Here is a 558-nt window from a genome sequence, read left to right on the forward strand (position 1 = left end):
CCCAATTATCGGGGTTAAATAAGTTTTGTTTATATTTCTTTTTTTGTTCCTTTAGATACAAGTTATACGTAATGAGTGCCTCTCGTTTTCTGTTTGAGAGGATATCATTATAGTTTTGTTCACTACCATACCCTGCATCTGCGACGATGTGTTTTGGCAAGTCGAAATAATCCTGCTCAATCTTATCTAGAAATGGGATTAAGGTACGGGTATCTGTTGGGTTTGAAAATAAGCTATAGGCTAACGTGTATTGACCTTCCGTGGCGATTTGTACATTGTAACCAGCTTTTAATTGTCCGTTCTTCATATAATCATCTTTCATTCGCATGAACGTCGCATCGGGATCTGTTTTAGAATAGCTATTACGTGTACCAAAGGTCTCTAAGTCTCGTTGGTATTTCTGTTTGCGCAAGAGAAAATCAATCAGTTTTTTCCGGACTTGTTTTGGCTGTTTTCGCTCACTTCTTAGAGCTTTTCGTTCTGGGATGTCCGAGTTAGCTTCAATCTGTTTATCATATTCGGTTACGACATCGTCTACTTTTTGAACCAATTGAGCAA

General features: G+C 38.0%; 1 protein-coding gene. It reads right to left on the minus strand.

The genetic code is table 11. The annotated features are described in order from the left end of the window. Nucleotides 1-558 (minus strand): transposase (locus BVI01S_RS21905; protein WP_156477382.1); only part of this gene is annotated, 558 nt, incomplete at both ends.

This window comes from Rossellomorea vietnamensis NBRC 101237, from assembly GCF_001591825.1.
Taxonomy (GTDB): Bacteria; Bacillota; Bacilli; order Bacillales; family Bacillaceae_B; genus Rossellomorea; species Rossellomorea vietnamensis.